This window comes from Coleofasciculus sp. G1-WW12-02, assembly GCF_040219735.1.
Taxonomy (GTDB): domain Bacteria; phylum Cyanobacteriota; class Cyanobacteriia; order Cyanobacteriales; family Coleofasciculaceae; genus Coleofasciculus.
This window is the reverse complement of record NZ_JAVJRX010000155.1, coordinates 1-22,233: the sequence shown is the minus strand read 5'-3', so window position 1 is coordinate 22,233 and position 22,233 is coordinate 1. Positions and strand designations below refer to the sequence as shown.

Here is a 22,233-nt window from a genome sequence, read left to right as displayed (position 1 = left end):
GCAAAGTGCAAGACCGTCACACAAAGTCGAGTAGCTGCTTCTTTCTTGGGGGGTTAAACTAGACATTGCCTGACTATATCATAGAAAATGTCTAGTTATGTCACTAATTGTCTAGATATTTACGGACTGTTAGTTAACCCCGTCGCCGTAAAATTCTGGTGACGATTTATGGAGAATAATTGCCTCTTGTGTGCTTACCTTCTATTCAGAAGGGGCACGACATGTCGTGCCCCTTCTGTCGCCAACTTCCCTGCTCCCCTGCATCTACGCAAGTGTATTTATTCTCGTGATGAAGCGGCTTTTGATTCTGCCTCTTCTAGCTCGATAATTAAATCTATGAGATGCCTAGCATAACGAAGGGAATCTGTCAAGCCTCGCTCCGTGACTGGATAGCTATAGCGAGCAAAATTTTCATGAGGGTGTTGCCAACGTAACCATAACCGTCTGTCAATCATCTTCGTGCTAATTAACCAATCTCGGTAGCGGATTGGTTTTATTGGCAAGCCGGTGTTGGCATTGTCTGAGTTCACTGGCTTTCTTAGGAGTGTTGAATTAAATTTACGGTTTAACAGAGCATAAAGAAAGTTGACTAGACGGGTTGAAGTCGCTGCTGTTCACTCAACAGAGCTAATAATCCTTGGAATAATTTGATGCCATCAGTACTGCCTAACAAGGGGTCAGATGCGCGTTCTGGATGAGGCATCATCCCCAATATTTTACCCGTGCGATCGCAAATTCCGGCAATGTTGTTCACGGAACCGTTAGGGTTGCTGGTTTCGTCGATTTCACCCAGGGAACTGGCGTAACGAAATACAATCTGATTCCCATCTTCAAGGGCTTTCAGGGTGTCTGTGTCGGCATAGTAACGTCCTTCGCCGTGAGCAACGGGCAGTGTGATAATTTCACCTGTGGAATAGGCGCAAGTCCAGGGCAGATCCGTGCGTTCTATTTTCAGGGGGACGCGATCGCAAATAAAATGGAGATCTCGATTCCGGACTAATGCTCCGGGCAATAACCCCGTTTCGGTTAAGACTTGAAAGCCGTTGCAGATACCCAGAACAAACTTCCCCTGGTTAGCGTGGGTAATAACATGGGGCATAATTGGCGAAAACTGAGCGATCGCACCGCAACGTAGATAGTCGCCATAACTAAAGCCACCGGGTAACACAACGACATCTAAGTCAGAAATATCCGTTTCTTCATGCCAAACCATCCGGGTAGGACAGTTTAGCAAATCCTGGGTTACATAAGCAACATCGCGATCGCAGTTTGAGCCAGGAAAAACTACAATTCCAAATTTCATGTTGATGCCCCTACCTGTACCTGTACTTCATCCAAATCAAATCGATAATTTTCAATCACCGGATTCGCCAAGAGTTGATCACAGATGCGATCAAGTTGCTCCTTAGCTTGATTTTCATTAGCCGCCGTCAGCATTAACTCAATATACTTGCCGATGCGTACCTGTTTAACATTTGCGATGCCAAGTTGCCCAATCCCGGACTCAACTGCCACACCAGCCGGATCTAATACAGAAGGTCGCAGTGTAACATAAATTCGAGCCTGATACTGACGATTCACGAGCATCCCCCAATTGTTCAGATTACCTTCTTTAAGTTTGAACGACTAATTCTTAATAGTCCACGTCATTTTCCCTCGATTAACCCGTAAATCTATGAAAGCCCAACGCACCCGTTCTCAAGAGCGAATTTTAAATTTGCTCAAAACCTTAAATCGTGCTGTCTCTGCCCAAGATATTTATATCGAGTTACGCAATCGGGAGCAAGGGATGGGTCTAGCCACAGTTTACCGCTCTCTCGATGCATTGAAACTCGAAGGAGTGGTACAAATGCGGACTCTAGCCACTGGCGAATCCCTCTACAGTTTATTGCAGGATCAACACCATCTCACCTGTCTCAACTGCGGGCAATCGATTCCCATTGAGGAATGTCCTGTCCACAATTTAGAGACCCAGTTACAAGATAACCACCAATTTCAAATTTACTACCATACTCTGGAGTTTTTCGGACTCTGTGAGCGTTGTCAGATCGCTGAAGCGGAGCCAAACCCGAATCTGGGTCATCGTTAATCCGAGTGCCCAGGGGATGCAGAGGGGCGGGGGAAGTGTTGAGTTGGGTGTAGGGGCCCTTTTCACGACTATCTTTTTTGACTTCACAACAGATGTGACTCAACCCGCCCTGATCCAGGGAGAGAGTTTTGAATTCACTTACAACTCCCCCCTCACTTCGTCTCCTTGTCCTCAATCTTTACAACGAACGATAAACCCGATAGTTAATTTTGGGGAAAATGTTGTCGATTTCCTCGACTTTTTCCAACCAGCCGCTGTCGATTTTACCAATCTTGATATCCTCGTAGAGCTTATTAAACCGCATCAAGTGCGATCGCGTCCGCCGCACAGCATAGGGTACCATGGTTCCCGTCCGCATAATAAACGCCCAGTCCGATGACTGCGCCAGGAGTACCTCTCGCGCCGCTTGGTTGAGGGCTTTCCATTCCAGTTCATCAGCGGGTTCGCGACGCCCTAACTCAATCATCCGTTCTGCTGCTTTGTGCAGGTGAGGATAAATCCAAGCATTGGTTTCATTGAGCCAATATTCATGGAATCCCTTATACCCCCAGCTTGACTGAGAGGGCTTACAAACTTGCTGAGAGGGATTATCCTGCAAATAATCAGCCAAGTGGGTCATGTCGTAAGTACCCTGGTCATACCAAGACTTGCGGAACAGATAATCGATAAACCAAGGTCCCTCGTACCACCAATGACCAAAGAGTTCCGCATCATAGGGGGAAACAATAATCGGCGGACGCTGCATTATTCCCGCCAGATGACCCACCTGCTGTTCCCGGTTAAACATAAAGTTAGACGCATTTTCAGCCGCTTTTTCTCGCGCCCAATAGGGGTCATACAACGCTTTATCCCCTAATCCTAATCCGCGACCTGTAATCCGGTGATATTTAATTCCCGTATTTTTGCGCTGCCCATTGGGCATAATATAGGGCTTAATGTACTCGTATTCAGCTTCCCAGCCTAAATCCTTGTAAAATTCCCGATATTCGGGTGAACCCGGATACCCCACTTCCGAAGACCACACCTGCTGGGAGGACTCGTGATCCCGACCAAATGCGGCTACCCCTGTCTCCGTATAAATCGGAGCATAAGTGCCAAATCGGGGACGGGGACGGGCATACAAGATCCCGTGACCATCGGTGAGAAAATAGCGCAAGCCTGCATCGGCGAGTAATCGTTCCACCCCTTCGTAATACGCGCATTCAGGTAACCATATTCCTTTCGGGGGACGCCCAAAGGTTTGCTCATAATGCTCACAAGCCACCTGAATTTGCGCCCAAACCGCTTGGGGATACATTTTCATCAGCGGAAAATAGCCGTGGGTGGCGCCGCAAGTGATGATTTCTAGGTTATTGCTGTCGAGAAATTGTTTAAATGCCGTTACTAGGTTACCGCCATAGTGATTCCAGGTTTGGCGAATCAGGCTGAACTCGTTAACGTAATGTTCAGCGAGGTAGCGGATATGACCATTGTGTTCGTTATGCTCGACTTCCTTTTGAACTAATTCTTCGAGTAGGGCTAGATGTTTGTCGTAGCGCTCTTGCAACAAAGGGTCTTGGAGCATTGACACCAAAGGAGGCGTCATGCTCATGGTGATTTTAAAGTCCACCCCATCCCGCTTTAATCCTTCAAAGACGTGCAAGAGGGGGACGTAAGTTTCGGTGATGGCTTCAAATAGCCATTCTTCTTCCAGAACGTAGTCACTTTCTGGATGCCGCACAAAAGGTAGATGGGCATGAAGGACGAGCGCAACGTAGCCGATAGCCATAGTGAATAGAAGTCGTGAATTGCTAGATAATGAAAAGTTTAGGATATCCTGGGAGGTTGACAGTCTTTTAAGATTTTAGGACGAAAAGGACAGCAAATGGATAGATAAATATCACAAACCGTTTAGTTTTGCGGAAAATCTAAAATAGAGATTAAATTATAAGGAAGCAAAGACCCCCCAGCCCCTAGGCAGTCAATGCCAACGTTCTCCTAAAGCAAGCCCCGTTAAGAGTGCTAACACCAAATTGCAAGGTCGCTCATGAAAACTCTCCGGATGCGGAAGCCACACTACAGCTTCTGCTGTTTGTCGATGAGCGTCCCAGTTCCCGGAAACCTATCCATCGCATCCGGAACTATCTGGAGTCCCTGAAACAGGAGTATCCCTTTGAACTGATGATTGTGGATGTGGGAGAACAGCCCTATTTAGCCGAACATTTCAAAATAATCGCCACTCCAGCTCTGCTGAAGATTCATCCCCAACCGCGACAAACCCTGGCGGGGACGAATTTAGTGGGACAGTTGAAGAACTGTTGGTCACGCTGGCAACGCTGTATCGAAGACTACCAAACTGAGTTAAAAGAGGAGGTTACCTCATCCACTAACGCGAGTATCTCCAGTGAGAATGGCTCATCCGCCAAACCTTCCATAGAATCATCCATCGAAGTGATTCAACTCACTGACGAAATTTTTCGCCTCAACCAAGAAAATGCCGCTCTGCGGGAGAATATCTATTTCAAAGACCAAATTCTATCCATGTTAGCCCATGACCTCCGCAATCCTTTAACCGCCGCATCCATTGCCTTGGAGACTCTGGAATTAGGTCAAAACAACCCCATTCAATCTCTTGGTGCTGAATTAACCCCTACCCTGAAAGCCCGCTTATTTGAACAAGCACGCATCCAACTCCGTATCATCGATCGCATGATTACGGAAATCCTGCAAGCCGCTAAAGGCAGCAACGCCGATTTTTATGTTAAACCACGCCAACTGGCTTTAGGACCCCTGTGTCAAGAGATTCTCAACCAAATGCAGGAGTCGTTCCAACTCAAATGCCAAATTGTGGAAACGGACATTCCCCAAGATTTACCCCCTGTCCATGCTGATAGTGAGTTGGTGCGTCAAGTCCTTGTTAATCTGCTAGACAATGCCAACAAATACACCCCAAAAGGGGGTAAAATTCAGGTTTCTATGCTGCACCGCACTACCCAGAAGGTTCAAGTCTCAGTCTGTGATACCGGTCCAGGTATCCCAGCAGAAAATTGCGATCGCATCTTTGAAAATCATTTCCGACTCAAACGCGATCAAGCCAAAGACGGGTACGGGATTGGTTTATCCTTGTGTCAACGCATAATCCGCGCCCATTACGGTCGCATCTGGGTCGATTCCCCCCCTAAAGGTGGTGGTTGTTTTCACTTTACCCTGCCGATTTATCGATAAACCTCAACAGGTTCGCTATTCCTCCCCACCCTCAGCAGATCCTTCGCAGGCTCAGGAGGGTGGGGAGGAATAGCTCTTAATCGGAGGGACGGAGATTCCCAATATACTTAGTCTGGTAGTTGCTTAATCCAGTCTTGGACATGGGGAAGAGATTTCCTAATCAACGAATGGCAAATGACGAATGACAAATGACAAATGACCAAAATGCGAACGACCAAAATTGAACGAGTACGCGGCGTCAACGATGTATTGCCCGACGATTACGCCATCACCAAACAGCTTGAAGATAACCTGCGCCAATGCTTCCAATCCTTTGGCTATCGTCCGATTGACGTGCCACTGATTGAATATACAGAACTGTATTTAAGGAAATCCGGAGAAGAAATCGCCCCCCGTCTCTATGACTTCATCTACCGCAACCGCCGCCTTTGCTTGCGCCCGGAATTTACCGCCTCTGTTGTCCGCGCTTATGTAGACAACCTGCAAGGCGTCCCCCACCCCATCCGCCTCTACTATGCGGGTTCCGCCTTCCGCTACGAACGCCCCCAGAAAGAACGCTACCGCCAGTTTAACCAGATGGGGATTGAATTGATTGGCGCGACTGGAGCGATGGCGGATGCCGAAATTATCGCGATCGCATCTCAAGGGTTAAATCGCCTAGGATTAAGCGGGTATCGAGTTGTCCTGGGTCATATTGGTGTAATATCTAGGTTTCTGGATAACCTTCAGATCGAAAGTCGCCTGCGTAGCTTCCTGCTTGCCAATATGGAAATTTTACGCAAGGAAGGCAAATCAGCCGTCGAACAGCGCTTGTGTGATATATATCCAGCATTTGCCCTCTATACCTCCAACCCCCAACTCAACCCAGAACAGACGAACCCTGACACTGCTCACACCCAACGCTTGAGTCAACTCTTTCAGAGAATGGAAGAATCCGACGCCCAAACCGCGATTCTGGATCTCCTAGACAGCATGAACATTGAACTGGCTGGCAATCGCGACGCCCACGAAATCGTTGATCGCCTACTGACCAAAATAAAACGCCAAGATCAAACGGAGAGGGTAAGTAAGGCGCTAGAGTTTATGAGTCAACTGGGACAACTGGTAGGAGAACCGACTGAAGTGTTAAAAGAAGCCCAAACTCTCCTCTGTTCCCATGGTATTGATGATGCTGGACTTGAACAACTCCGTGAGATTATTAAAACATTGGAATTCTATAACCTAGACTCCAGTCAAATTAGTTTAGACTTAGGACTCAGCCGAGGATTGCAATACTATACAGGCATGATTTTTGAAATCTATCATGGCGTCGGTAAGCAGGAGCGACAACTCTGCGGCGGCGGTCGATATGATGATTTGGTGGCAACCTTTGCCGGACGCCAAGATACCCCAGCCACCGGCTTTTCCTACGGGATGGAACGGCTGAGATTAGCCCTAGAAGCCGAGGGCAAAGTTTGGCAAGTGCAGCGACAGGTGGATGTTTTGGTTGTTCCTGTCAGTCAAGATGATGCGGGTTATGCCATTAGCGTTGCCCAAAAATTGCGACATACTGGATTGGCAGTAGCCATGGAGCTTAGAGGTAAAAGTGTTTCCAGTAACTTTCAGTATGCCGACAAACAAGGCATTCCTTACACCATTCTCGTAGGTTCAGAAGAACGACAAGCATCTAAAGTTGTACTTAAACAGATGGACTCTGGAGAACAGCAGCAGTTAACGGTAAGCGACGCCGCCAAGCATATCCATGATGAATTAAAACATAAGACATAAGACAATAGAATTCACTGTTCCCTGTTCACTGTTCACTGTTCACTGTTCACTGTTCCCTGACCAATGACCAATCACCAATCCCCAGTTCGGCTCGCTCTCCCCAGTAAAGGAGCCTTGGAACGCTCTACAACCAGCCTGCTTGCAGCATGTGGAATGAGTGTTTTTAGACCGAGCGATCGCCAATATTTTGGCTCGATTCCCTCACTCCCCCAAATTAATGTACTTTTCCAACGGGCTGCTGATATTTTTACCAAAGTTGAAGAAGGTAGCGTTGACCTAGGAATTACTGGCTATGATGTAGTCTGTGAAGAAGGCGTGGGTCATGATAATGTCGTGGTTATTCATGACCGTTTGGGTTACGGTAAATGCGAACTGGTATTAGCTGTTCCTGAAAGTTGGGTGGATGTATCCTCGATTGAAGATTTAGCCGAACTCACGCTTCTATTTAAAGAAAAAGGTAAAACCCTGAGAATTGCCACGAAATATCCCAATCTGACCAGAGATTGGTTCTATGAAAAACTGATTATCAACTTTTCCCTTGTCTCCGTGCAAGGAGCCATGGAAGCGGCACCCAGCATGGGTTATGCGGACATGATTGCCGATGTCACCAGTACCGGAACTACCCTGCGAGAAAACCGATTGAAGCGCCTTACTGGTGGCACGCTTTTAAAGTCCCAAGCTTGTCTCATTGGCAATAAACGCCTCCTCCAAGAGGACCCCACGAAACTTGATACGACTAAAACGATCTTGGAATTAATTGAGGCAAATTTGAATGCGAAAAAATATGTCTCCATCACGGCTAATGTTCGGGGCAAGTCAGCCGATGAAATTGGAGATTATTTGGTCAATCATAGTGAATTGAGCGGTTTAACTGGGTTACGAGGACCGACTATTGCCAAAGTTTATTCCAAGGAAGAAAAGGATTGGTATGCTGTAACGATTGTCGTTGAGCAAAACATGTTACTGGCGGCTGTTAATCATCTAAGAAAAACGGGTGGGAGTGATATGACGATTACTTCACCCGACTATGTATTTGGTTCTCAGTCTCAGAACTATCAGGTATTCTTGGAACGGTTAAATGAAGCCTAAGAAGCACGGATATCCGATAAAACTGATTTTGCTTTCCACATTGTAGAGACGTTGCAGGCAACGTCTCTACAGTTTGCTAGTCAAAGGTAATAAATCCGCGTTTTAAACGTTAGTTTTAGCGCGGATGTTTGGGGGATTCGTAATAAACTGGAGAGCCTTGATCCTTAACGAAATGACAAGCCCAGTAAGAACGAATAAAGCTCTTCCAAATTGGCTCGTTTGAGCAGCGATAATAATCGCCTAACATCGGCTTAATTGCCTCGGTTGCCGTTTTCAAGTGATAGTGGGGCATATTCAAGAAAATATGATGCGCCACATGAGTCCCGATATTATGATGAATGGGATTGATAAAGCCGTAATCCCGATCAATCGTTGATAATGCTCCTTTAAGGAAGTACCAATCCTTTCCTCGATACCAGGGAAGATCTGGTTCGGTATGATGCAGGAATGTGACCAAATCTAGCCACATTACAAACACGATATAAGGAACCAGGTAATACTTCACCAGAAATAGCCAACCGAACTGAAAAGTCAGTCCACCTAAAAAGGCAACCATTAATATCCAGAGGGTAGAACTGGTGATAATATCCCATTTTTCTGAGGGACGGAATAACGGACTGCTGGGCAAAAAGTGGGAACCCTTGCGATCAGACGATCGCTTAAATAGATAGAGGGGATAAGCTAGCAATGGTAAATTAAAGCGGAATAGCTTTTCATACCATGGCATCCGCTCATACTTACTCTGAGATACCGGATACCAGCTTTCATCTGTTTCCAGGCTACCAGTATTAGCATGATGGGTTCTGTGACTGATGCGCCACCCGTGGAAGGGCACCAGGATGGGAGTGTGAGACAGATGTCCAATCAGGTTATTCAGCCATTTAATCTTAGAGAAAGAGCCATGACCGCAGTCATGACCCACTACAAACAATGCCCAAAACATGGTTCCTTGGAGTAACCAGAAGATGGGGAAAAAGAACCAGGAATCCAGTTTATAGGCGATGGCATAAAATCCAGCGATGATGCCAATGTCTAGAAAAAAGTAACTTAGAGACTTCCAAACAGAGGGTTCAAAACAGTAGGCGGGAATTGCCGCTTTCAAGTCTTGGAGAGTAAAGGGTAACTCTTCTTTAGGAGTGGATGAGGCTGTAATTGTTGCCTGCTTGGGAACTGTGTTTGATTGCACGAAACTTCCAATTTAATTTAAAAACCTACATTAAGTCAACTACCTGTCATACAGAATATGCCAGGTGAACCGGGGAAATGTAGGCTTGAATGAAACGATATTTATTGTAACCTTTTATGAACTTATTTTGTCAAATAAATCTGAAATTAGCTGATTCAGAGGATAGTGAGCCAGTAATGGCGCGATCGCGGGAGCCGCTCATCTGATGATCTCCAAAACAGCGTTTATGTTGGATTCGGGTTTTGATCCCCATAGAGATAACCTATAGTGTCAGTAACCGTAAAACGTAGTTGACACAACCTTATAAATATGCATTCAGTAGTCAATCAGACGTAGCTCTAACACTATAACAGGTGTATTGGGTTAAGTAACTTCAACCCGACCTACAATAGATAAAAGTGCGATCGCGTTCATCTTCATCTGGTGAAGCAGACCGGGCTTCCCACTGTGAAAAAAACTGATAGGACGTTTGTTCTAGCCATTTCAGTCAAATCTTTTTTGATATCAATGATTACCTTATACACCGCACAATCGTTCTGGGGATTGCCAAGCATTAGCCCACCTTGTATGAAGCTGGAAACTTGGCTGCGTATGGCAAAGCTTCCTTACCAAGCAGTGATTGTGACAGCACAAAACTTTGCCATAGCCCCAAAGGGTAAAATTCCATTCATTAACTATCAAGGAAAGCTATTCGGTGATTCAACCTTAATCATCGAGATGCTCAAGCAAGCAGAAGGAATCGATCTCGATGCTAGCTTGACCCGTACAGAGCGAGCCATCTCCCTTGCTTTCCGTCGGATGATCAAAGAAAACCTTTTCTGGGGGGGTATCCACATTCGCTTCAACATGGAAGAAAACTGGCGAGGCTATCGCGAGGTGTTAGCAATGTTACTCGGAACTGAGGTGTCAAAAGCAGAATGGGAACCGTTTGTCGAAGGGATACGTGAAAGCGTTTGCTCTCAAATGTATGGTCATGGTATGGCTCGTCATAGCAATGAGGAAATCATCCAGATTATCTGTGCTGATTTCCAAGCCATCTCAGATTTTCTGGCGGATAAACCATTTTTTATGGGAGAGCAACCGACAACGTTAGATGCAACGGCTTATGCTTACATTGGTGCTTTCATTAAACCACCTTATAAAAGCCCAATTGTTGACTATGTTCTCCAACAGTCGAATCTCTGCCAGCACTACGAGCGAATGACTCATCAGTTTTTTAGTGATAGAGAGAAGGAGTTAATTACGCAATAGGAAAGCCTAGCGAATATCGTTTAAAATTGCGGGTTGAACCTCATTTGAATCAAGAGATTGAAAAGCTTGATTTAAATGTGCGCTAACCCATCGCTGTAGGTTGGGTTGACGAAGGAAACCCAACATCTCATGATTCACAACCAACACAATTCTATAGCTATAACCCAGACTATTCAGGAGCGCTTGCTATTCCTTCATGCTCGTGCGATCGCGCCTAACTCTATTTCCATTAAATCCCCCTACTTTTTGAATATCCGTCGTAAAATAGTAGACAAAACCCCTGGATAGCGAACCCTTTATCGCAGAGATTTTGGATCGCTTCCAGCAAGTACGCGAGACTCAATCAGGAAACACTATTTGATATAAGGAACAAGAACTATGACCGCTGAAAACAATCCTAATAGCCATATCGCAGCCTACTTAGATTATTATTGTAGTTTATCCCACGCACCTGGGTTTGCTGTTTTACTCAAAGGGCAATGGGGAGCGGGGAAAACATGGTTTATCAAAAAGTACTACGAAAAGCTAAAAGCACATAAGCAGAAATGCTTGTATGTTAGTCTTTACGGAATGACTACCTTTTCTGAGATAGAAGATGCTTTCTTTCAGCAATTACATCCTGTACTAGCGTTCAAGGGAATGGCAATAACAGGAAAGATTTTTAAAGAAGCAATAAAAAGCACAACAAAATTTGATATAGAAAAAATTAAACTCGAAACACAAGAAAATCTTCCTGATTATCTTAAAGATGCTGATAAAAGTATTTTAATATTCGATGATTTAGAACGTTGCAAAATAGAGCTTGGCAGCATATTAGGATACATCAACTACTTTGTAGAACATCAAGATCTAAAGGTAGTTATCATTGCTAATGAGGATGAATTACTCAAAGAGAGTAGCTATAAAGATATCAAGGAAAAGTTAATCGGCAAAACTTTTGGTGTATCTCTTGATTTTGAGGGAGCCTTAGAAAATTTTATTACTGTAGCGAACAATCTACATGTCAGACAGTCCTTATCTGACAATAATCAATTACTACAAAAGTTATACGAAGAAGCAGAATTTGAGAATCTCAGAATTCTCAAGCAAGTTGTTTTAGACTTTGAGCGAATTTTTGATAATTTACCGGAAAAGGCACAAAAGAAACCGGAGCTTCTTAAAGATATTTTGACAATACTTTCAGTTTTTTCCATTGAAATTAAAAGTGGAAGGATGCAGCCAAAAGAAATTAATAAATTAGAAAAAGAATATGGATCTGCACTGAGAAATCAGGGAATGAAGCGAATGCCGCGTCAAGATACCAATTCAGTCCCGGAAGAGAATATTGAACAGCCAACTTTACTTCAAAAAATGTTGAGAAGGTATCCAACCCTAAATTTACATGAGCCATTCCCCAGTAAAGCATGGTGGCAAACCTTTTTTGATAAAGGCATCATAGATACGGAGGAACTAGAGCAATCACTGTCAAGTAGTAAATATTTTCAGGATGAAAATACACCTAATTGGATTAGATTGTGGCATTTTGAATATTTAAATGATGATAATTTTTCTGGTTTACTCAAAGAGGTTGAATCAGAATATTGTGACAGACGATTTAGTGATATTAGGGAAATTAAGTATATAACCGGAATTTTCTTAAACTTATCTGACATTGGTTTATATAGTAGAACAAAGGCAGAAATTCTAGATAATTCAAAATGTTATATTGATCAGTTTCTAAAAGAGACTCAACCAGAAAAGCTTCGTCAAGATATTGCTTGGGCTTTAGATCCTTTTAGCGTCTACCTTGGACTAGCCTTTTCTGGAAGTTCTCTTCCAGAGTTTCAAGATTTTGTAGGCTACATTAAAGAAGCTTACGAGTCGGAAATGCTTAAGAGTCTGCCTAATGATGCTCAAGATTTACTGGCTATTATGCAAAGCGATATATGGAAGTTCTATGAAATGATTTGCCCAAGGAGTTTGAAGAATCAAGATGTGTCGGGGATATACAGTGAAATTCCTATATTACAACACATAGAGCCAGCCGTTTTCGTGGAAAAAATTGTGTCTATGAACCCTGAACACCAACGATTGCGTGGTTATGCCCTAACCGGACGATATGAATTAGATGAGGTTAACGAGAAACTGCTTGAAGAATTGGATTGGCTTAAATCTGTTAAGGCTTTGTTGCTCAAAGAAGCTGATGATAGGAAAGGCAAGGTTAGCGGATATCGTTTAAACTTGCTGGTTGAAAATTACTTTGATAAAGCGATTGAAAAGCTTGAGGCAAAACATCCACCAGCATAAATTAATCAGTGCGTTAACCCATCACTGTAGGTTGGGTTGACGCAGGAAACCCAACATCTCATGATTCACAACCAACACAATTCTATAGCCATAACTCAGACTATTCAGGAGCGCTTGCTATTCCTTCATGCTCGTGCGATCGCGCCAAACCCTATCCGACTGAAAAGCGAGTGAGGTTATTAGAATTAGAGCCATACTTCTAGGTTATGATTGTCGAAAATCCCAATAATTACTTATAATCTAATGCTAAAGTTCTACTACAATCCAATCTCTGTTAATGCTCGCCGAGTTTGGGTGACATTACTGGAAAAACAAATTCCCTTTGAGCCAATTCTGGTGAATCTAGATGGAGATCACCTGAGTGAGGATTTTACCGCCATTAACCCGCTTCAGCGAATACCTGTAATCATCGATAACGGATTTCGGATTGTTGAATCGTTAGCCATTTTGGACTATTTAGAGGCAAAGTATCCAACGCCATCATTAATGCCTAATGAAATTGACGCGATCGCAACGGTTCGCATGGTAGAAATGATAGCCGTTAATGAACTTCAGCCGCTGATGATTCCTTTAACTAAACTCTTAGTTGGACTCAAAGTCAATCCTGATAAAGTTGACAATGCTCTGCAACGCATAACGACTATTATTCAATTTTATGAAAATCTTTTGGCGGGACATATTTACTTTGTGAACAATCAAATCACCTTAGCGGATATCGTGGCTGGAACACTTATCCCCTCCTTACCTCAATTAGGTTTATCTCTAGACACTTATCCATCCATAAAGCCATGGTTCCAGCAACTTGAGCAGCGAGAAAGTTGGCAACAGACATCTGTAAAACCTGAAATGATTGCAGCCGCTCTCCCGAATATGCGAGCAATTTTAGAGCAGCGATAATCCAGAGATCTAGACATCCGCCCGGAGCCCGGAGTTCAAACTCCGGGCTAAAAGCTAAAGTCCATTAAAATGGACTAAAACTCTTATCCAGTCAGCTTTAGCTGACTTTCGCTTTGAGCCAGGGATTTGAATCCCTGGCTAATTGTTGCTACTGGTGCAAGATGTGAAAAGGTGGATTGGATATGAGACAATTATAGAGATGAGGCTTCCAGTTCTCCAAGCTAGAATAAACAATAAAACTGCCTTTCCCGAAAAACGCTATGACTTATACTCCATCTAAACTTCTAACGTTCGATCAATTTATAGCAGAATATGGAGATAATCCCAGGTATGAACTTATTGATGGAGAACTACGAGACATGGAACCAACAGGTTCTCATGAAGAAGTTGCTGGGACTATTGCGGGTAGAATCTATGCAGAAATTATTGGTAATCAGTTAAACTGGTTAATTCCCAAAAGTTGTTTAATTAAACCACTCGCTGCTGAAGCGACAGCACTACGCCCTGATGTCATTGTTTTAGACAAAGCCGAACTCAGCAACGAACCGCTTTGGCAAAAAGAGCCAATTATTTGTAATGGCAAAACAATCAAACTCGTTGCCGAAGTTGTTGGCACCAACTGGCAAGATGACTATGCTAGAAAAGTAGAAGAGTATGCGGTTCTAGGCATTCCCGAATTCTGGATTGTAGACTTTCGCGGCTTAGGCGGTTGGCAATTCATTGGCAACCCAACACAACCCACTTTTACGGTATGCCAACTTATTAGGGGGACGTATCAGCAGCAAAAATATCGCTTGGGAGATACAATTACATCTTACCTCTTACCCAACTTACAACTCAAACTCAACGATGTTATGCCCAATTAATTTTATCAATGGATAATTAATAATTGATAATTGACAATTGATTAATTGGGTCTAAGACCTCTTCGTTTACGAATAAATTAAAAAAGATTTTCCTTAATTTCAATCTTCTTCTTTTAAGGAGAGGTCATTATCCATTGTTCATTATCCATTGTCAATTTGTGAAAGCTCTCCCTGTTTATGGTGAAATTACCATTTGTAGGGGCACGACATGTCGTGCCCCTACTACTATCCCAAAAACAGTTTATACGCCGGATTCTGGTTTTCATCCCAATAGCGATAACCCAAAGTATCCAGAAATGCTTGCCATTCCTCCATCTCGTGCGGCGGAACCTGCATTCCTACAACAATGCGTCCATAATCTGCCCCATTATTACGATAGTGAAATAAGCTAATATTCCAGTTAGGACTCATGGAACCGACAAACTTCATTAAAGCACCCGGACGTTCAGGAAACTCGAAGCGGTAAAGTAATTCATTATCCGCTAAGGGAGAATGTCCACCTACCATGTGTCGTAGGTGCATTTTCGTCAGTTCATCATCGGTTAAATCTAAGGTTTTGAATCCACAACCTTCAAATGCTTCTATCATCTTGGCGGCGTCACTACGGTTAGCAATTTGGACACCGACAAAAATATGTGCCTCGTTTTCAGCAGAAATGCGATAATTGAACTCGGTTAAATTCCGTTTACCTAAGCATTCACAAAACTTACGCAGACTACCCGGTTGTTCCGGAATTGTCACTGCAAAGATAGCTTCGCGACGTTCGCCAAATTCTGCCCGTTCTGCAACAAAGCGAAGACGGTCAAAGTTCATATTAGCACCGCAAGCGACAGCAACTAAGGTTTGCCCCTGAATTTGCTCTCGTTCAACGTAGGTTTTCGCGGCTGCGATCGCTAATGCTCCAGCGGGTTCTAAAATAGAACGTGTATCCTCGAATACGTCTTTAATAGCGGCACAGGTAGCATCAGTATCCACCAGAATAATCTCATCCACATATTGTTGACACAGGCGAAAGGTTTCCTCTCCCACTTCCCGCACCGCCACCCCATCGGCAAATAAACCCACCTGTGGTAATCGCACCCGTTTCCCAGCTTTCAGGGATTGATACATGGCATCCGCATCCACAGGTTCAACGCCAATTATCTTAATTTGGGGATACAACCGTTTCACATACGCCCCAATCCCAGAAATTAATCCACCTCCGCCAATGGCGACAAAAATAGCATGGATAGGTTGCTGATATTGCCTGAGAATTTCCATGCCAATCGTACCTTGTCCGGCAATCACATCGGGATCATCAAAGGGATGAATAAAGGTTAAACCTTTTTCGGCTTCCAGTTGACGGGCAAAGGCATAAGCTTCATCGTAGGTTTCTCCCTGCAAAACCACCTCTCCCCCACGGGCTTTAACTGCATTGATTTTGACTTGGGGTGTGGTTATGGGCATGACGATAATCGCTTGGGTTCCTAGCTGACGGGCAGCTAGGGCGACACCTTGGGCATGGTTTCCGGCAGATGCGGCAATGACGCCCTGTGCCAGCATATCGGGGGGGAGTTGTACCATTTTGTTATAAGCCCCCCGCAGTTTAAAGGAAAAGACAGATTGCATATCCTCCCGCTTCAGCAGGAGTTTGTTATTTAGGCGGGCGGATAGGTTGGGGGCGTATTCTAGCGGGGTTTCTTGGGCAACATCGTAGACGCGGGCGGTGAGGATTTGTACCAGGTAGTCACAAAGCATGGGTAAACAGGGTGGCAGATGCAGGATGTAACGAAAATTTTACTTTAATTGGGGGGCAATGGTTTGGGAGGTGATACTGAGTTAGTCTGGATATTAGGGTATAAAGTTATATGGCAGCGTGCTGAAAAACTTGGAGCAGTCGATGTGATAGTTGGAGAAAACAGTAGAAAACTACCTTCTTATGAGGAACCACCCGTCACTGAAGTGGTTTGCAGTGTGTTGTTTAAGTCAATTGAGGAATTCCTCTCTCCTCATATTGGACTATTGTGGCTAAGATTTCAGACCGAATACCCCTTTTGTAACGATTTCGCTCCCATTACTCCTAGAATAGAAGTTTTTAATCAACAAGATATTGAGCCTATAGTGGAACTGAGTGACATTCCACCACTGCCGAGAGTTTGCCTTTTCAGTTTCCACAACTCTCATCAACCAAGAAGGAAAAAAAATTCCGGGTCGTCCCATTGCAGTAGTTAGTTCTGTGCCTTCGATAGCGCCGACTTGGGTTAAGCCCATTAGTACTACCACGGCTGCTAAAAGCTACTATCTTCCTCAACGTTTTCAAAGGTTGGCAGGTAGGTCTTTAACGCCTTATCCATACCAACTTAGAACCATTGAAGAACAACCAGAGGATTTTGATGGTGATGATATAGTTGTACACACATTAGCACAACCTACTTCTGGACACAATATTGATTTCGTTCAAACTTCAACGAGAGTAAGATGTGGTAAATTGTTAGCTTACCCAAAACACTATTTAGCAACAAGCATTCCACGAGCAAAGTCTAAAGTTCAGGATCTTGATCTAGGTGAAGAAGAGCCAATCTGGAGAGGTATTTTTCCTCTATCACGCAGCACTAAAGTTCTCTGCTCAAAAGAGATTGACGTTAAAGTCGATGAATTACCAGCTTGGAAGCCCCATGTGGTAATCGATAGTTATCGCCTCGAAGATGATGACGAATGACCCTTGGTATGAGGCAGTTGATGCCAACACAAAACTAACTCAGGGTGACATTATTCTTGATTGTCCTGTAGTTCGTTGGGCTTCTCAACCTCTTAAACTAGAAACTGGCAAAGAAGTTGAAACACTGAAGTCAGCCGTTGAAGTAATTAGGGCTGACGTTGTGGTGATGACCCAAGCTTGCGATCTGGAAAACAATAAAGTAGAAAATGTAATCCTCTGTCCTCATTTGTCACTGGATGGATATAAGGAAGAATGGGAAAATTTTATGAAAGAACGAGGAGCTATCTCAAATTCGCGATCGCGCTATGGAGTTGAGGCTTGGCTGCTATTGAGTAAACTTGAGCGCTCCAGTAATGAAACTAGGCTTTCACTCATTCCTGAACAATCACAGCTTTTAGAAATGACAACGGCTCCGGGAACATCGTTTGTATCCACCCACAACTCAGCATGAGCATCTGGAATCGCAACATTATCTCGACTCCGCTGTTCTACTAGATAGCCCTGCTTTCCATCAAAACTATAGGGAGATATTTTTTCATTTTCTCTACTCTTTTGTTCCACAAGTTGACGTAATTCTAGATTGCGTGGATTCTCAACGGTGCGAACTAAGGTTTGAGCATATCCACGTCCCAGTGCTTTTCTACCTTTGGCTATACAAGATAACAATTCATAAGTGCCTGGATCGACAATTTTGACATTGCCGTTATTCAGCAACATTGCTCTGAAGTTAGAGGGGATGGTGAGTTCTACGCCAAACTTATCTAGTTCTAAGTTTCTCGTTGTCTCTGCTGCTGGAATTGAACCCGGATCATCACAATATTGTTCCGGTTGGGCAATCCCTGGCTCGACTCCAGCCAGAAAAGAGATTGATGCTCCCGCTAAGGCAACTATTAATTGATTATTAAGTAGTCTGTTCATAATTAATTTGTCCCCATTCAACAGGTGTAACCTGGGGAATCGCAGATGTTTCCCCGTGCAAAAAAAGCTCTCGCATCCTCTGGCTTCTCCATGGAACAAGAAGCGAAGTAATAGGGAAGAGGAGGATTTGAATGCGTAGTAAGTTTATATCCGCCTAGCCTATGCCAAGCTAGACTAATCGTCAAACTTCGCTAACGCTAACGCGGACTAACCAGAAATTAAGGATTAAAAGTATTAGGATAAATCTAAGTTGGTTTTATTCGCGATCGCGCCCTGCACTTCCATCTTAATTTCTTGGGCTATCTTCGTGAATTTATCCAGGCTCTTTGGTTGAGACTGTACGGTATCCGCTATAGCTTGAACGCTTTTAGCAACCTCTGAGTCTGTTTTGGCGACTTCTTCTAGATGTTTGGCGATGCGAGCCGCTTGATTGCCATTTAATGGCTGTTGCTCAGTGAGTTCTATCTCAGTTGCCGTTGTGGGAAATCTATCTTGAAGTAGATGCCATAATTGGTGACGTTGTTCAAGCAACTGTCCTTGGATTTGTTCACCTGTTTTTTCGACAGCGTTTGTCAGTACCAAAGTAGCAATTGCTGGTTCTGTTAGTGAAGTGGATGTCATAAAGCATTATTATTGATAAACAGTCATACCTTAGCAAAGCATACCGAGGCAAGTTTATCGTCTATGGAAAGTTAGAGTTTTAGCAATTCTGGCATTTATACCACCAACATCGGGGTGCTATCACAACTCTTAGAGGTAAACATCTCTCTTTCTGGGTAAAAAAAGCAACATAGCGCTTCTACCCTATTTAGGATAATTTATTAGCATCTTTGGTTAAATACCCAGGAGAGTTACCGTCAGGAATTCAAATCCCTGGCTAAAAGCTCAAGTCATCTAAAGACGACTTAAATTCTAGTCGGTTTCAACCGATTTGCGCTATAAGCTAAAAACTAGAATTATTGGCGGGTGTCGGATCTTACTGGCAAAGGTGCAAGATATCCGGTTAACTTAACCCTTGAGTGGAGGCAAATTTGTGCGTCTAGGTTCATTGCTGGGATTATTCTTTTTTATTATCTCGGTTTACATTCTGTGGAAGATTAAAACGGTTATTTTGCTCGGTTTTGCCGCCGTAGTGTTTGCCACTACACTGAACCGCCTGGTACGATTTCTGCTGCGCTTTCGGCTCAAACGCACTTTCGCTGTTATTATATCCGTGGGGTTTTGCCTCGGATTACTGGCTGTTTTCTTTGTCCTGGTTGTACCACCCTTTGTTGATCAAGTTCAGCAATTAATTGATTTAGTTCCGATTGGATTACAACAAATTCCTCAATGGGCAAACTGGGTGAGAAATGTGGTTCCCGATGGACTTTTAGAAGAGATTGGTGGCTTGAAAGTCTTTACCCAAGATCTACGTTCATGGGCAACGAGATTATTTGGCAACTTTTTTGATCTATTCTACAGTTCAATTGGTCTAGTCTTAAACATGTTGTTAGTTGGGGTTGTAACCATTATGTTACTCGCCAATCCCGAACCTTACCGCCAAGTTTTTATCCTCCTTTTTCCCGCGTTTTATCGCCACAGAGTTCAGGAGATTCTCGACGAATGTGAAGATACCCTGGGAGGCTGGGCAGTCGGTATCCTATTTAACATGATGGTAATTGCTATATTTAGTGGGCTGGGATTATGGATTTTGCAGGTGCAATTGCCACTGGCGAATGGTTTGTTAGCGGGTATCTTTACATTTATCCCTAATTTGGGTCCCACTTTAAGTGTAATCCCCCCCGTGGCATTGGCTTTACTTGATACGCCTTGGAAAGCTGTAGCGGTGGTAGTTTTATATATAATAATTCAGCAGATTGAAAGTAATATTTTAACACCGCTGGTTATGCAAAAACAGGTGTCTTTGCTGCCAGCCTTTACGTTATTATCTCAGATGGCTTTTGCTATATTTTTCGGAATATTGGGCTTATTTCTGGCACTTCCCATTGTTGTCGTCGCTCAGGTTTGCTTAAAAGAAGTTTTAGTCAAGGATATCTTGAATAAATGGAAATAGTTTATCAATGGATAATTAATAATTGATAATTGATAATTGATTAATTGAGTCTAAAACCTCTTCGTTTACGAAGAAATTAAAAAAGATTTTCCTTAATTTCAATCCTCTTCTTTTAAGGAGAGGTCATTATCCATTGTCAATTTGTGAATATTATAAAGCTTTTGTGGGTTGGGTTTCAATTCGTTCAACCCAACCGATTTACATCGAGTTTTTGTTTGTTGGGTCTCGTCTCTCGACCCAACCTACTCATTTAATTTTATTTGAGGACTGAAGGAATTGCTGCTATTATATTTGATGTAATCACTTCCGGTGTATCGCTGGCATTAATTGGGATGTGGAGATCGGCTTCTGCATATAAATGACGCCGTTTATCAAGTAAACTTTGCAGTGCTGCGGCTGGATCGGTTGTTTGCAATAAGGGGCGAGTGGTATCATCTTGTAGACGCTGTATCAATAGGTCTACAGGTGCATCTAACCAGACAATTAAACCCTGGTGTAGATAACTCCAATTCATCTGTTGCAGCACGATACCGCCACCTGTGGCAACAGTTAATTGAGTGTAAGCAGATACTTCTGACAAGATTTTAGCTTCTAACTGGCGAAATTCTTCCTCTCCACTGTCGGTAAAAATTTGGTTAATTGTTTTACCTGCTACTTGCTCGATCAGGACATCTGTATCTACAAAACGGTAGCCGAGTTCTTTTGCCAGTAGTTGCCCTACGGTTGTTTTACCGACACCCATCATGCCAATCAGGTAGACATTGATGCCTTTTAATAAATTGTTCATCACCAAAGCGTTTCTCTCTCATCTCCTGGTTAAGACGAGTTATATTCTACCCGATAGAATTTAAATGCGTTTTGGCTTATTGTGCCAATTGGGGACAACGTTGACTATCCTCAACGATCGCAGCGATCGCTAATAAATCATCAACCTTGAGCGGCTTAGCAATATGACTATGAAACCCTGCGGCTAGGGCGAGTTGGCGATCTTGATCCGTAGCCGCCACCGTCACCGCGATCGCAGAACTCTGACGCCCTCGTTTTGCCTCTAGGCTGCGGATTTGACGGATCAGCCAATAGCCATCTTCTCCCGGCAGAAGTAGCTCACATAGTAGAATATCCGGTTGAAAGTCCTCATATACCTCTAAAGCTTCCCTCGCGCCAGTAACACTCAGAACCTGGGCTTGTTCTTGCTCGAAAATAACGCTGAGTAATTCTCTGGAATCGGTATTGTAATCTACAACTAGAATCCGCTTGTTTTTGAAAGAATGATTCATTAATGCCGTCCAGCTTTTGTTGATTCCACAGCGATCGCCTACGCTGGCATGGATTCAATTCTACCTTTGCTATTTAAGCATTACACAATGGAGAGTATTTGTCGGTACGGTAGCGTACAGAGCTGGGGTTGCAGGGGTTGTAGAGACGTAGCATGCTACGTCTCTTAGCTGGGGGAGAAGGGGAAGCAAATGACGAATGACAAATCACCGATCGCTAGATTTTTGGATACAGCAAGCGATCGCACTCCTGTTTGACGACGCTGTAACATTCACAGGCTATGGTTTCCAACAGTTCCCGATCAATAATGGTAATCACCCCCCGGTGATAGCGAATTGCACCTGTTTCCTGAAGCTTGCTCGCGGCGACTGTCACCGTAGCACGACGGGTTCCCAGCATATTGCCCAGAAAGTCTTGAGTGAGTGGCAACTCAGAGGAAGAAATACTATCCTGAGTGGAGAGTAACCAACGAGCCAGCCTTTGTTCTAGCCGGTAAGCAACCCCGGTCTCGCATACACGGAGCTTTAGCCAAATAAGTTAAAGCTGTGCTTACCAGCCTAAGTGCTAAGCGCACTACGTTATCGGCAAGTGTTAAAGACCTACCAGCGGATGCGATAGCCAGTTTGCTGCTCTAGAACCGAAAAGTTAAACAGT

At 43.8% G+C, this 22,233-nt stretch carries 22 protein-coding genes; 11 read left to right on the top strand and 11 right to left on the bottom strand.

All coding sequences use genetic code 11. From position 1 onward, the window contains the following. Nucleotides 1-278: 278 nt before the first annotated feature. Genes RID09_RS24990 through purS form a run of 3 tightly spaced genes read right to left on the bottom strand, consistent with a single transcriptional unit; the run spans nt 279 to nt 1,581 of the window. Nucleotides 279-530, bottom strand: a complete 252-nt coding sequence (locus RID09_RS24990; protein ID WP_446338618.1) for a hypothetical protein — start codon at nt 528-530, stop codon at nt 279-281. 59 nt (nt 531-589) lie between these two features. After that, the gene (gene purQ, locus RID09_RS24985; RefSeq protein WP_446338617.1) at nt 590-1,303 is read right to left on the bottom strand and encodes a phosphoribosylformylglycinamidine synthase subunit PurQ; all 714 of its coding nucleotides are present in this window, start codon (nt 1,301-1,303) and stop codon (nt 590-592) included. Beyond that, complete coding sequence (gene purS / locus RID09_RS24980; RefSeq protein ID WP_446338619.1) at nt 1,300-1,581, bottom strand: phosphoribosylformylglycinamidine synthase subunit PurS; 282 nt, start codon at nt 1,579-1,581, stop codon at nt 1,300-1,302. Before purS ends, purQ begins: the two co-directional genes overlap by 4 nt. A gap of 94 nt (nt 1,582-1,675) precedes the next feature. Here purS and RID09_RS24975 point away from each other — a divergent pair, with 94 nt between their 5' ends. Continuing rightward, nucleotides 1,676-2,089, top strand: a complete 414-nt coding sequence (locus RID09_RS24975) for a Fur family transcriptional regulator (protein WP_446338616.1) — start codon at nt 1,676-1,678, stop codon at nt 2,087-2,089. A 178-nt stretch (nt 2,090-2,267) separates the two neighbouring features. On the opposite strand, the gene RID09_RS24970 is transcribed toward RID09_RS24975, so the two are convergent. Then, nucleotides 2,268-3,857, bottom strand: a complete 1,590-nt coding sequence (locus tag RID09_RS24970; RefSeq protein WP_446338615.1) for a glycoside hydrolase family 57 protein — start codon at nt 3,855-3,857, stop codon at nt 2,268-2,270. A gap of 230 nt (nt 3,858-4,087) precedes the next feature. On the opposite strand from RID09_RS24970, the gene RID09_RS24965 reads away from it, so the two are divergent. The 3 genes from RID09_RS24965 (at nt 4,088) to hisG (ending at nt 8,149) form a co-directional block, all read left to right on the top strand. Then, nucleotides 4,088-5,293 carry a histidine kinase gene (locus RID09_RS24965; RefSeq protein WP_446338614.1) on the top strand — a complete coding sequence of 402 codons (1,206 nt, stop codon included), beginning with the start codon at nt 4,088-4,090 and terminating at the stop codon, nt 5,291-5,293. A gap of 195 nt (nt 5,294-5,488) precedes the next feature. Beyond that, nucleotides 5,489-7,060, top strand: coding sequence for a histidine--tRNA ligase (hisS, locus tag RID09_RS24960; protein ID WP_446338613.1), 1,572 nt, complete (start codon nt 5,489-5,491; stop codon nt 7,058-7,060). 63 nt (nt 7,061-7,123) lie between these two features. Further along, nucleotides 7,124-8,149 (top strand): ATP phosphoribosyltransferase, encoded by a 1,026-nt coding sequence (gene hisG, locus RID09_RS24955; protein WP_446338612.1) that lies wholly within the window; start codon nt 7,124-7,126, stop codon nt 8,147-8,149. Between the two features lie 115 nt (nt 8,150-8,264). On the opposite strand, the gene RID09_RS24950 is transcribed toward hisG, so the two are convergent. Further along, nucleotides 8,265-9,335, bottom strand: a complete 1,071-nt coding sequence (locus RID09_RS24950; RefSeq protein WP_446338611.1) for a DUF3474 domain-containing protein — start codon at nt 9,333-9,335, stop codon at nt 8,265-8,267. Between the two features lie 507 nt (nt 9,336-9,842). On the opposite strand from RID09_RS24950, the gene RID09_RS24945 reads away from it, so the two are divergent. The 5 genes from RID09_RS24945 (at nt 9,843) to RID09_RS24925 (ending at nt 14,635) form a co-directional block, all read left to right on the top strand. After that, nucleotides 9,843-10,586: a glutathione S-transferase family protein gene (locus tag RID09_RS24945; RefSeq protein WP_446338610.1), complete on the top strand. Its 744-nt coding sequence runs from the start codon at nt 9,843-9,845 to the stop codon at nt 10,584-10,586. 129 nt (nt 10,587-10,715) lie between these two features. Then, on the top strand, nt 10,716-10,874 hold the full coding sequence (locus RID09_RS24940) for a hypothetical protein (protein WP_446338609.1): 159 nt from the start codon (nt 10,716-10,718) through the stop codon (nt 10,872-10,874). Between the two features lie 90 nt (nt 10,875-10,964). Further along, nucleotides 10,965-12,872: a P-loop NTPase fold protein gene (locus RID09_RS24935; RefSeq protein WP_446338608.1), complete on the top strand. Its 1,908-nt coding sequence runs from the start codon at nt 10,965-10,967 to the stop codon at nt 12,870-12,872. Nucleotides 12,873-13,115: 243 nt separating this feature from the next. Further along, nucleotides 13,116-13,769, top strand: coding sequence for a glutathione S-transferase family protein (locus RID09_RS24930; protein ID WP_446338607.1), 654 nt, complete (start codon nt 13,116-13,118; stop codon nt 13,767-13,769). A gap of 260 nt (nt 13,770-14,029) precedes the next feature. Further along, complete coding sequence (locus RID09_RS24925) at nt 14,030-14,635, top strand: Uma2 family endonuclease (RefSeq protein ID WP_446338606.1); 606 nt, start codon at nt 14,030-14,032, stop codon at nt 14,633-14,635. A 225-nt stretch (nt 14,636-14,860) separates the two neighbouring features. On the opposite strand, the gene ilvA is transcribed toward RID09_RS24925, so the two are convergent. Beyond that, nucleotides 14,861-16,372, bottom strand: coding sequence for a threonine ammonia-lyase, biosynthetic (gene ilvA / locus RID09_RS24920; RefSeq protein ID WP_446338605.1), 1,512 nt, complete (start codon nt 16,370-16,372; stop codon nt 14,861-14,863). A 373-nt stretch (nt 16,373-16,745) separates the two neighbouring features. On the opposite strand from ilvA, the gene RID09_RS24915 reads away from it, so the two are divergent. After that, on the top strand, nt 16,746-17,333 hold the full coding sequence (locus RID09_RS24915; protein ID WP_446338604.1) for a hypothetical protein: 588 nt from the start codon (nt 16,746-16,748) through the stop codon (nt 17,331-17,333). 303 nt (nt 17,334-17,636) lie between these two features. On the opposite strand, the gene RID09_RS24910 is transcribed toward RID09_RS24915, so the two are convergent. Further along, nucleotides 17,637-18,251, bottom strand: coding sequence for a hypothetical protein (locus tag RID09_RS24910; protein WP_446338603.1), 615 nt, complete (start codon nt 18,249-18,251; stop codon nt 17,637-17,639). A gap of 234 nt (nt 18,252-18,485) precedes the next feature. Next, nucleotides 18,486-18,872, bottom strand: coding sequence for a hypothetical protein (locus tag RID09_RS24905; RefSeq protein ID WP_446338602.1), 387 nt, complete (start codon nt 18,870-18,872; stop codon nt 18,486-18,488). Nucleotides 18,873-19,284: 412 nt separating this feature from the next. Here RID09_RS24905 and RID09_RS24900 point away from each other — a divergent pair, with 412 nt between their 5' ends. Next, on the top strand, nt 19,285-20,304 hold the full coding sequence (locus tag RID09_RS24900) for an AI-2E family transporter (protein WP_446338601.1): 1,020 nt from the start codon (nt 19,285-19,287) through the stop codon (nt 20,302-20,304). Between the two features lie 256 nt (nt 20,305-20,560). Here the strand turns inward: RID09_RS24900 and RID09_RS24895 are convergent, their stop codons facing one another. The 3 genes from RID09_RS24895 to RID09_RS24885 all read right to left on the bottom strand — a co-directional run bounded on the left by RID09_RS24895 (nt 20,561) and on the right by RID09_RS24885 (nt 22,008). After that, entirely contained in the window at nt 20,561-21,091 is a 531-nt protein-coding gene (locus RID09_RS24895) for a shikimate kinase (protein ID WP_446338600.1), read from the bottom strand. 76 nt (nt 21,092-21,167) lie between these two features. Beyond that, complete coding sequence (locus tag RID09_RS24890) at nt 21,168-21,581, bottom strand: response regulator (protein WP_446338599.1); 414 nt, start codon at nt 21,579-21,581, stop codon at nt 21,168-21,170. A gap of 214 nt (nt 21,582-21,795) precedes the next feature. Next, the gene (locus tag RID09_RS24885; RefSeq protein ID WP_446338598.1) at nt 21,796-22,008 is read right to left on the bottom strand and encodes a Crp/Fnr family transcriptional regulator; all 213 of its coding nucleotides are present in this window, start codon (nt 22,006-22,008) and stop codon (nt 21,796-21,798) included. Nucleotides 22,009-22,233: the final 225 nt, after the last annotated feature.

Coding starts and splice junctions, on each gene's coding strand:
- RID09_RS24940 (WP_446338609.1), top strand. CDS start 10,716: ATGATTCACAACCAACACAATTCTATAGCTATAACCCAGACTATTCAG.
- RID09_RS24890 (WP_446338599.1), bottom strand. CDS start 21,581: ATGAATCATTCTTTCAAAAACAAGCGGATTCTAGTTGTAGATTACAAT.
- RID09_RS24970 (WP_446338615.1), bottom strand. CDS start 3,857: ATGGCTATCGGCTACGTTGCGCTCGTCCTTCATGCCCATCTACCTTTT.
- RID09_RS24910 (WP_446338603.1), bottom strand. CDS start 18,251: ATGAACAGACTACTTAATAATCAATTAATAGTTGCCTTAGCGGGAGCA.
- hisG (WP_446338612.1), top strand. CDS start 7,124: ATGACCAATCACCAATCCCCAGTTCGGCTCGCTCTCCCCAGTAAAGGA.
- RID09_RS24925 (WP_446338606.1), top strand. CDS start 14,030: ATGACTTATACTCCATCTAAACTTCTAACGTTCGATCAATTTATAGCA.
- RID09_RS24905 (WP_446338602.1), bottom strand. CDS start 18,872: ATGACATCCACTTCACTAACAGAACCAGCAATTGCTACTTTGGTACTG.
- hisS (WP_446338613.1), top strand. CDS start 5,489: ATGACCAAAATGCGAACGACCAAAATTGAACGAGTACGCGGCGTCAAC.
- RID09_RS24930 (WP_446338607.1), top strand. CDS start 13,116: ATGCTAAAGTTCTACTACAATCCAATCTCTGTTAATGCTCGCCGAGTT.
- purQ (WP_446338617.1), bottom strand. CDS start 1,303: ATGAAATTTGGAATTGTAGTTTTTCCTGGCTCAAACTGCGATCGCGAT.
- RID09_RS24975 (WP_446338616.1), top strand. CDS start 1,676: ATGAAAGCCCAACGCACCCGTTCTCAAGAGCGAATTTTAAATTTGCTC.
- RID09_RS24935 (WP_446338608.1), top strand. CDS start 10,965: ATGACCGCTGAAAACAATCCTAATAGCCATATCGCAGCCTACTTAGAT.
- ilvA (WP_446338605.1), bottom strand. CDS start 16,372: ATGCTTTGTGACTACCTGGTACAAATCCTCACCGCCCGCGTCTACGAT.
- RID09_RS24895 (WP_446338600.1), bottom strand. CDS start 21,091: ATGAACAATTTATTAAAAGGCATCAATGTCTACCTGATTGGCATGATG.
- RID09_RS24945 (WP_446338610.1), top strand. CDS start 9,843: ATGATTACCTTATACACCGCACAATCGTTCTGGGGATTGCCAAGCATT.